At 66.6% G+C, this 9131-nt stretch carries 9 protein-coding genes; 3 read left to right on the forward strand and 6 right to left on the reverse strand.

All coding sequences use genetic code 11. From position 1 onward, the window contains the following. Positions 1-2: 2 nt before the first annotated feature. The 6 genes from GF399_08590 to GF399_08615 form a co-directional block, all read right to left on the reverse strand. Positions 3-1016, reverse strand: a complete 1014-nt coding sequence (locus GF399_08590) for a hypothetical protein (GenBank protein MBD3400376.1) — start codon at positions 1014-1016, stop codon at positions 3-5. Then, entirely contained in the window at positions 1013-1651 is a 639-nt protein-coding gene (locus GF399_08595; GenBank protein MBD3400377.1) for a hypothetical protein, read from the reverse strand. The genes GF399_08590 and GF399_08595 overlap by 4 nt, the downstream gene beginning before the upstream one ends. Positions 1652-1690: 39 nt before the next feature. Next, positions 1691-2143 carry a V-type ATP synthase subunit K gene (locus GF399_08600; protein MBD3400378.1) on the reverse strand — a complete coding sequence of 151 codons (453 nt, stop codon included), beginning with the start codon at positions 2141-2143 and terminating at the stop codon, positions 1691-1693. 220 nt (positions 2144-2363) lie between these two features. Beyond that, a complete protein-coding gene (locus GF399_08605; GenBank protein ID MBD3400379.1) occupies positions 2364-2915 on the reverse strand; it encodes a DUF4214 domain-containing protein in 552 nt (183 codons plus the stop codon). Between the two features lie 121 nt (positions 2916-3036). Beyond that, entirely contained in the window at positions 3037-4989 is a 1953-nt protein-coding gene (locus GF399_08610) for a hypothetical protein (protein MBD3400380.1), read from the reverse strand. A gap of 87 nt (positions 4990-5076) precedes the next feature. Then, the gene (locus GF399_08615) at positions 5077-5418 is read right to left on the reverse strand and encodes a hypothetical protein (protein MBD3400381.1); all 342 of its coding nucleotides are present in this window, start codon (positions 5416-5418) and stop codon (positions 5077-5079) included. Between the two features lie 349 nt (positions 5419-5767). On the opposite strand from GF399_08615, the gene GF399_08620 reads away from it, so the two are divergent. The 3 genes from GF399_08620 (at position 5768) to GF399_08630 (ending at position 8986) form a co-directional block, all read left to right on the forward strand. Then, a complete protein-coding gene (locus tag GF399_08620) occupies positions 5768-7675 on the forward strand; it encodes a hypothetical protein (protein ID MBD3400382.1) in 1908 nt (635 codons plus the stop codon). A gap of 91 nt (positions 7676-7766) precedes the next feature. Next, positions 7767-8339: a DUF366 family protein gene (locus GF399_08625; GenBank protein MBD3400383.1), complete on the forward strand. Its 573-nt coding sequence runs from the start codon at positions 7767-7769 to the stop codon at positions 8337-8339. Then, positions 8339-8986, forward strand: a complete 648-nt coding sequence (locus tag GF399_08630; protein ID MBD3400384.1) for a hypothetical protein — start codon at positions 8339-8341, stop codon at positions 8984-8986. The genes GF399_08625 and GF399_08630 overlap by 1 nt, the downstream gene beginning before the upstream one ends. Positions 8987-9131: the final 145 nt, after the last annotated feature.

The raw sequence follows: 9131 nt of genomic DNA on the forward strand, positions 1-9131 counted from the left end.
GTTCAGCCGCTGAAGCCGAGGTTGGCGTTGATCTCGTCGGGAGAAATCTCGTTGAGCTTGCAGGTCAGAATGAAGCGGACGAGGTCCAGCTCGTTGCGCTTGAAGTAATAGTAGGCCAGAACGGGTTCGGCGCCGAAGGAGGCCAACCGGGCCCGGCGCAGGAAATCGAGCTTGCGGCGGCTGCCGCCCAGCCGCAGGCGGCGCAGACCCACGGGGCCGCCGGAAACGGCGTCGGCGGCGACCTCGGCGTAGGGGGTGCCGCGGACGTAATCGAGGGCCTCGTCCCGTTCGCCGCTGCGGGCCAGTCGGCGCAGGCGTTCGTATTCGAGGCTGCCGCCGTCGATGAAGGCGGTGTCGGCCAGCTCCGCGGGCTCGGCGGCGTTGAGGCAGCGGGCCAGGGAGGCCAGGTTGATCAGATCGATCTCGAGCTCGAGGTAGCGGTCGAGGAAGGGCAGATCGATCTCGGCGGCCAGCTCGCGACGGCGGCTGAACGCGGCGCGGTCGACGTGCTGCTGCAACAGGTAGGGATCGCCCTCGTCCTCCCAGACCTCGAGGGCGGCGCGGGCGACGGCGTCCAGGGGCTCGGGCAGCTCGTCGGCGTCTCCGCCGGCGGCCAGGGCGTTCAGGGCCTCCACGGGCGCCAGGCCGCCGGCGTGGAGCGTCGGCTCCTTCTCGGTCAAGCGGGCGATCAGGGCGGCCTTGAGGTTGGCGTAGTCGACGGCGCTGAGCAGGTAGTCGCGCAGCGGACCGCGGGGCAGACTCTCGTAGAGGAAGGAGCGCAGGCGGCTCTGATGCTCCCCGAGCATCCGGCGCAGCCCGGCCCCGCCGGGCTCACTCTCGTAGCCGCCCTCGCGCAGGGCGTCGACGGCGGCGGCGTAATCGGCGGCGGCGACGGCGTCGTGCAGGGCGCGTTGGGAGAGCAGTCGGTTCTCCAGCACCCGAACGCGGCCGACAGTATAGGTGAAGGTCGTATCGCCGGAGAGCCGGATCTGGGTGTCGGCGGCCACGGGCCTCACTCCCCGTCGAGGCCGAGGACCTCGAGCAGCCGTTTTTCCAGCTCGCGGCGCAGGCTGCGGGTCAGGGCGGTGAAGGTGAAGTTGAACTCGCGGCGCCCGCGGCGCAGGATGAAGCCGCCGCCCAACTCGCGGTGCTCCCCGGCCGGGCGCAGCCTGGGCTCCTCGAAGGAGTCGAGGAAAGCCTCGTCCAGGTGCTCGGCCTCGGCGGCCGAGGTGACGAGTTCGTACTCACCGTCGAGTCCGGAGTTCTCGACCAGGGAGCGCACCAGATCGCGGTAGTCCTCGCCGCTCAACTGGCGCAGCTCGTCGACGGCGTCATGAAAAACCTCGTCGAGGAGGTGCTGCTTGAGCTCGAGCCGCTGCTTGCGAATTTCGAGCCGGGCCATGTCGTCGACCTGCTCCTTGACGAGCTCGGCCCGGCGACGACCCTGTTCGAGGATCTCTTCGCTCCTGCGCTCGGCCTCGCGCCGGGAACGCTCCAGGATCTCCCGCTCCTGCTCCGCGGCCCGGCCCTCGATTTCGGCGATCCTGGCGGCGGCGTCGCTTTCGATCTTATCGATGATGGCTTCCAGGCCCATTTGGTCAACCTCTTCCGCTGCGGCGGTGAAGCGTGGGGATCGTTGATAGACGAACATGGTCGTCGCGTCCCCCGCACGCTCTGAGCGCCGGTTGTGTCAGCCGATGGCGTTGAGCAGGAAGATGGTCAACAGCAGGCCCAGGACGGCGTAGAACTCGACGAAAACGCCCAGCACCAACGCCTTGCCGCTTTCCGAGGGCTGCTTGGCCGTCAGGCCGACACCGGAGGTGCAGACCTTGCCCTGATGAATGGCCGAGAACAGACCGGCCAGGGCGATGGGCAGGCTGGCCAGGAAGATCTGCAGGCCCAGTTCCGGGCTGATCTGTCCCAGGGCGCCGATCTTGTTCAGCACCAGGAAGCCGGCGACGAAGCCGTAGATGCCCTGGGTGCCGGGCAGGGCCGTCAGCACCAAGTACTTACCGAAGTTGCGGGGATCTTCCGACATCACGCCGGAGGCCGCCTGACCGACGTAGCCGATGCCGATGGCCGAACCGATACCGGCCAGGGCGACGGCGAGGGCGGCGCCGAGATAGGACCACACAAGGCCCATGCCATATCCTCCCGGAGGGTGGGGTTAGCGGATCTAAATCCGGTCGATTGTCTCTAAAGCTGCTCTTCCGGCGGTCGGGCTCCGTCAGCGGAACCGCTCCGCCGGAGTCTTGCCGTCGCGGCGGGGGCGGATGGCCCGGCGCGCTGACCTCGAGCGCCGACCCGCCCCCGCTTTCTTTCAGGATGTTGCCACGGCCGTTGGCACCCGCACGGCCACTCTGCTACGTGTGGTGCTTGTCCTTGTACTCGTCGGAGTTGAGGAAATGGCGGATGACCTTTTCCTTGCTCCAACCGTCGTTGAGCCGGTCCAGCCAGTGGTGCAGGCCGTCCTGATCGGGCTGGCGGTGCAGCAGGGTGTTGTAGAGGGCGCCGAGGAAGTAGTTGTTCTTGGAGCCGTCGCCGCGCAGGTTCTCGTTCTCCCGGCTGTTGACGAAACCGAGGACGATCGATTCACGACTCGCACCGGCGTTGAGGGCGTCCATCTTCTGGTCGAAGCCCTCGCGGTCGGGCAGGCGATTGAAGAAGGACCAGTAGAGCACGGTGATGAAACTCTCGCTGGTGACGACGGAAAGGTCCTCGGGTACCCAGAAGACCTTGTTCTTGACCACCACGGTGGCGCGGGGACGGTCGTCGTCGTCGTCGTCATCGTCTCCGCCGCCGCCTCCGCCGCCGTTGTCGTCGCCGTCGCAGGTAAAGGGGCCCCAGACGTTGGCCCCGGCGGCCAGCGTGAAGACCAACAGCAACAGGATAGTGAACATGGCGATACGCTTCATGGTGCAACCTCCCGGATGGCGCCGCAATGCGGCGCGGATGGGCTGGATAGCTGTTTCGTCGCTTAACTCACCCGTCGGAGCGGCCGAGCGGCGCAAGGCGCCACCGGCAACCCGCTCCTCCTCAGCTCTCGGCCCGTTTGATGATCGTATGACGGCTCTGGTGGGTGTAGGGCCGGAAGGGCCGTCCACCGCCGTAGAAGAACTTGTCGAAGTACTCGACGAACTGCAGACGCGCGGTATGGATGAAGCCGCCGAGAGCGTTGATGGCCAGGTTGAAAACGTGACCGACGACGAGGATCAACACGGCGCCGACGATGCTGGCGTCGAAGGCCATGGTGTTGATCACCTGGGCGATGACGGCGGTGGCCAGCCCCAGGGCGAACAGGCGGGCGTAGGACAGCACGTCGGAGAACAGGCCGCTGATGCCGTTGTAGAGGTTGAAGAACCCGGCGCCCAGCCGGGGCAGGCCGGAGTCGTCGCCCACGCCGCTGAACAGCAGCAGGAACAGGCCCAGACCGCCGGCGAGGTACCACAGCCAGGCTGCCTCGACGCCGGCCAGGGCGGGCAGGCCGACGGCGGCGGGGATGACCAGCATCAACAGGATCCAGGGCAGGCGGCGGTAGTAGGCCGTCGAACGGTCGCCGACGCGCAGGGCGTTGAAGAACCCGATCACATAGCCCACCAGTATCTGCAGATAGCCCAGTCCGAGGGTGAAGTAGAAGAACTGGAACATCTGCTCCGGATCGAGGGGGTCGATGATCATCACCGCCTGACGGAAGCGCTGCAGGGCGGGGATGTGCAGGGCCTCGAAGTCCAGGCCGAAGATGCCTCCGGTCAGTAATCCGACCACCACGGTGAAGCCGCCGGCGATCATCAGCAGGCGGAACATCTTGGTCGTCGACTCGGCCAGGGGCAGAAAGCGCAGTACGGCCCAGGAGGCCAGAATCAGCAGCAGGCCGTAGCCGGCGTCGGTCAGGCAGAGGCCGAAGTAGAGGGCGAAGAAGAAGGCGAACAGCGGGGTGGGATCAAACTCACCGCTGCGGGGACGGCCGTAGAGGTCGGTGACCATCTCGAAGGGCCGCACGGCGCCGCGGTTCTTGAGGTAGACCGGCGGCTCCTCGTCGGCGTCGGGATCGCGCAGCTCGTAATGCACCAGCTCCAGCTCGCCCAGGGCCTCCTCGAGCTCGCCGACGGTGTGGGGGGGCACCCAGCCGCGCAGCAGGATGGTCTGCTCGGTGGCCGTGGAGTTGGCGACGACTTCCTCGCCCTGCTCGATGGTGCTGCAGCGATCCAGGGCCAGGTAGAGGGGATCGCGCAGTTCGAGGAGTTCGGCACCGCGCCGGCGGGAGCGCTCCAGCTCCTTGCTCGCCTCCTCCAGCTCCCGGCTGACGTCTTCCAGGCGCTCGGCGGGGGGGGTGTCGCCGCTCAAGGGGCAATCGGACAGCTCGAAGCCCTTGAGCACCTCGCGCACCTCATCGTCGACGGAGGTGTGCCAGGCCAGCAGCAACAGCGCCTCGCCGCCCCGGGTGTCCAGCAGCTCGCTGTGCACCAGTTCACCGGCGGCGCCGATGAGGGCGGCGTTGAAGGGACCGAGCTGTTTGAGGTTGAGACTGTAGGCGCCGATGAAGGCGCTGCGGGTGCCGCCCAGGCCGTTCGGCGCCACGGGCAGGCCGCGCCAGCGCTCGAGGGCGGCCCGTTCCTCGGACAACCGTTCGAGGCGCTTGCGCAGTCCGCTCGCTTCCTCGACCAGCTCCTCGACGCGCTCGACGGCGGCCTCGGCGTCGAAGTCGTCGTCGAAGGGATCGGCGGTTTCGACCTTGCGGCCCATCAGGCCCTCGAAGAAACCGGCCTTGGGAGCCAAACGGTCCAGGTAATCCAGCGCGCGCTCGATCCGCTCGCGCAGTCGGCGGGAACGCCGGGCCGGCTCGGGATCGGGGCGCTCGTCGCCGTCATCTTCCTCGGTTTCCCGGCTCTCCAGCTCGACGACGCCGGCCGCCGCCAGGCAACGCAAACACTCGCGGCGACGGCTGCCGTGGAGCAGGAGTTCCAGGCGCTTGACGGTCAGGTTGGCCATGAGGGGACGGGCTTCTCCGGGGTGGGGACGCTCGCGGGAAGCAGGGAACGGCCGCCGGATCCGCGCTTCTGCGGTAACGGCCGCGGATCAGCTCCGGTTCAGGGCGTCGATGATCAGCTTGCTGGCCCGGGGCAGGCGTTCCCGGGCTACGTTTTCGAGTTCCTCGAGGCGCTCGGCGCTGCGCCGACGCCGCTCTTCGGCCTCACGCTCAGCCGCGTCGCGGGTCTTGGCGAGCAGCTCTTCGACCTCGCTCTCGGCCCGGCTGACGGCCTGGTCGAATTCCTCTTCGGCCCGGGTCCGGGCCTGACGCACCCGGCGCTGGGACTCGTTTTCGGCGGTCTTGACCCGGTCCACACTCCGGCCCTCGGCGCGGCGGATCTGCTCGAGCAGGGAGTTGCGGGCGGCGTCGCTGGCGGGTTTATCGGTCATCGGCATCGGAGGGGATGGATTGGGCGACCATCGGAGACGGCGGGCCGCTCCAGACTGTTCGTCCGTGGGGGCGAATGCGGGTTATTATCGTAGACAGACTAGCACAGTCGGGGTCTTTTCGTCAACGAGACGCGGGCCGAATGCGGCCCCGATACGCCCCGTCCCAAAGTTCCGGCGGGGCCGCGACGGCGCGTTGACAGTCGGGGCCGCAGGGCTTACAATCCTGGGGCGGCCCGGCGGCGTCCCCGCTTGCTGACAACCCCTCCGAGCCGTCGACGGCATGGGCATCCGACCGCGCCACCGTCCATCGATAGAAGCTTCGTCAACCCAGAACAGACCCGGAGCGCCCTTGCGTCGTACCATCCCAACCGCACTGATCCTGACGCTCCTGACGCTCCTGGCGCTGCCGGCGGCGGTGGCCGCCGACGACCGGGGCGATACCGGAGCCCAGCCCGGCTATACCTTCACCTTCGGCGGCGGCAAGAAGCTAAACCAGGTCGGCGCCGACTACAGCTACACTTTCGCCCTGGCCGACGACATCGAGCTCCAACTGACCACGACGCAGAACATCTCCGACCGGCCGGAGGCTGAGAGCGAGAGGATCGAGCGCACCCTGCGCGCCGATTTGATCTACGCTCTGGGCGACAAGCAGAAGATCACCACCTACTACGAGCAGGGCGAGAGCTACTCCGACAACAGCAAGTCCCAGCAGCGCTTCAAGTCCTTCACCCACCGCATCGGGGCCACCACCAACTACACCTTCTCCGACAAGCTCAAGGCCGACTTCTCGGCCTACCTCAACATCAGCAACATCGAGGAGGAGAGCTACCAGTACTTCTTCGATTTCATCGACCGCGAGTACGACATGCTGGCGGCCTACGGGACCCTCAACGTCAGCTACCACCTCTCCGAGGCCGGCCGACTGGACCTCTCCGCCCAGCTCTCCCGGGACGCGCGCACCTACCCCAACCAGCCCCTGCTGGATTCCGAGTACTACTACGGCGTCTTCACCAGCTCCCTCAACGGAGCCTACACCCTGAGTCCCCGAACCAGCTTCAATCTGCGCTACACCTTCAGCGGTCAGCTGCACCGTGATCGGAAACTGATCGAGCGCGACATGGATCTCTACAGCAACAGCCTGGCCGCCGACACCGCCATCGATCTACCGGCCGACCTGGAGCTGACCCTCAACGGCGAGTACTCGGACAGCCAAACCTTCTACCTCAACGAAGAGGTCTGGCTGGACAAATATTACTACCTGATCTACCCCGAGCTGCACCCCATCCCCGAGTATCGCACCAAGACCCCGATGTCCCCCCTCTACAACACCCGCACCGAGTCGTTGAACTGGAAGGTCGGGCTCAACTTCGATCCCACCGACGACTCCAAGCTCCACTGGTCGTTCACCCGTAACGACGAAACCCGCAACTACACCGACGACAACGGACTGGCCCCCCCGCCGCGCTTCAGTGTGGCCGATTCGATCTACGAATACTACAAGAACGCCATGCTGACCGATTCCCAGCTCGACCTGGGTCTGGGCTTCGTCATGACCCTGCGGCACAGCATCGTGCTGGATTCCTACGTTTACACCATCGCCGAGAACCGTGACGTCCACCGCCTCAGCCAGACAATCCGCTCCGGCGTCAAGTGGAAGCTGACCCGCTACACCGAGCTGTTCACCAATATCGATCTGGGGTTCGACCGCACCGTGCGTGAATCCTCGAGCTCCCTGCCCCGGGGGAGCAACCTGGAACTGGAGTTCGGCGGCGAGAGCCGTGTCGCCGACGGCGTGCGGGTCAAGTACACGGTGGCCTTCGAACGCTACAACCAGCGCAGCGAAGACTTCTCCTCGGGGAGCGACAGCCTTAAGCGCAAGTTCTCCATCGAACCCACCTTCAGCATCTCCGATTATTGGAACCTCAGGTTCTCCGGTGATTTCTCCGAGCAGATCAGCTTTCCCGTCGGCGGCGAGACCGGCACCACCTGGCTACGCTACTCCAACGACATCAGCGCCATCGTCAACTTGACCCCCTCGCCCCGCCTCTCCTTCGAGTTCTATTATAACTGGGATTACAGCTCCTCACAGTACACCGACACCTCCTACTCCTCCGAGCACAGTATCGGGATGGAGATCTCCTATAACGTCTTCGGCGATCTGATAGTGGCCTTCGACGCCAACTACCTCCTCGACGAGTACGACCCCGACGACACCTCGTTCAATATCGGCCTCAACCTGCGCAGCCGCTTGTTCTAGGTCCACTGCGCAATCCGGTTCGCCGAGTCGACGGGGATCGCTGTCCCGGCCGATCGCGGCGCAGCGGCGGACCGCTCTTCGGCGACCGACGATGACCTCCCCCATCCAAACAGCCTATCGCGTCGACGGACCGCCCTACGACGGCGGGCAATTGACCACCCACTGGCCCCGGCGCTTCGCCGGTCTGGAAAGCGACGCCCTGGCGGCCTGGCGCGGCCCGGCCCGGGTCCCGACAACCGCCCTCGTCGATCTCGTCGACCGCGACGCCGGCGCGGTGATCGTCGCCGCCGAGATGCTGCACCTCGTCGGGGTCTTCTTCGGCCGCGGGCTGCCGGAGATGGTCCTACGCCAGCGCCTCTACGTCGCCCGAACGGCCGACGAGCTGCGCCGGCGCGGAACGGCCGTCGACTGCGTCGGCGACGACCTCTACCTTCACGGAGCCCCCCCGCGCAAACTGTCGGTATCCATCGCCACCCGCAGCCCCGTGGCGGGCCTGCTGCACCTGGGAATCAACATCGATCCCGCCGGAGCACCGGTGCCCGCCGTCGGCCTCAATGAACTGGGCCTGGAGGTCGATGACTTCGCTCGGAGCCTGCTGGAGCTGCTGGCCGCCGAGGAACGGGCCGTCGAACTCGCCGCGGCCAAGGTCCGGGCGGTGGAATGATGCGCCGCCTGCTGCCTCTGCTTAGCCTGGTGGTCATCGGCGGCGCCCTCGTACTGGTTTACAGTGCCACGGGAGGGCTGCGGCTGGAGCTGCTCGACATTCAGCTCTACACCCCGCCGCCGCCGGAACCGGAGCGGATCGAGCTGCAGCTGCTGTATCAGAACGCAGCGGATTATGAGCTGTTGAGTTGTCACTGGACACCGCCCGGAGACGCCTTGAGGCTCACCGAAGAGGCGCTGGCGCCGGGCGATGGAACCGTCATCTTCGAACTCGGCGGTGCCCAGCTTCCCCGGGGACGCCACCGGGTCGACTTCCTCGTCGACGACGACCGCCTGCTGACCGAACAATTCGAGCTGCCGCCGGCCGAACCCGTCTTCGAAACACGGCTGAGCGGCGACGCCGCCGGACTGCGCGCGGCGGTGCACTTCCGCCATCAGGAACCGGCAACGACGCTCCGAAGCGAGTGGCGCTACGCCACGACAACCCTGGAGGACGCGAAGCGGGAGGTTGACTTGATCACTCCCCACGGCGTCGCACGCTTCAAGCTACAGCCGCCCGCCGGTGAAAGCCTGCCGCCCGGTGAGTACCACCTGCTCCTCTACGCCGACGACGCCTTCCTCGCCGAATACGTGTACCGCCTCGACTGACTCTTTGCACCTCACCGGGGGCCGTGAAAAACGGCCGCTGGCGATCGCAGGCGATTCCCCCGACGGCGCGAGCCCGGAACCGGCACGGTTTTTGCGGAGGCGGACCGTTAGCATCGGCCTCACGGTCGCCGAGATGCAAAAACCG

This window comes from Candidatus Coatesbacteria bacterium, assembly GCA_014728225.1.
Classification (GTDB): domain Bacteria; phylum RBG-13-66-14; class RBG-13-66-14; order RBG-13-66-14; family RBG-13-66-14; genus WJLX01.

Coding starts and splice junctions, on each gene's coding strand:
- GF399_08625 (MBD3400383.1), top strand. CDS start 7,767: ATGACCTCCCCCATCCAAACAGCCTATCGCGTCGACGGACCGCCCTAC.
- GF399_08630 (MBD3400384.1), top strand. CDS start 8,339: ATGCGCCGCCTGCTGCCTCTGCTTAGCCTGGTGGTCATCGGCGGCGCC.
- GF399_08600 (MBD3400378.1), bottom strand. CDS start 2,143: ATGGGCCTTGTGTGGTCCTATCTCGGCGCCGCCCTCGCCGTCGCCCTG.
- GF399_08605 (MBD3400379.1), bottom strand. CDS start 2,915: ATGAAGCGTATCGCCATGTTCACTATCCTGTTGCTGTTGGTCTTCACG.
- GF399_08610 (MBD3400380.1), bottom strand. CDS start 4,989: ATGGCCAACCTGACCGTCAAGCGCCTGGAACTCCTGCTCCACGGCAGC.
- GF399_08595 (MBD3400377.1), bottom strand. CDS start 1,651: ATGTTCGTCTATCAACGATCCCCACGCTTCACCGCCGCAGCGGAAGAG.
- GF399_08615 (MBD3400381.1), bottom strand. CDS start 5,418: ATGACCGATAAACCCGCCAGCGACGCCGCCCGCAACTCCCTGCTCGAG.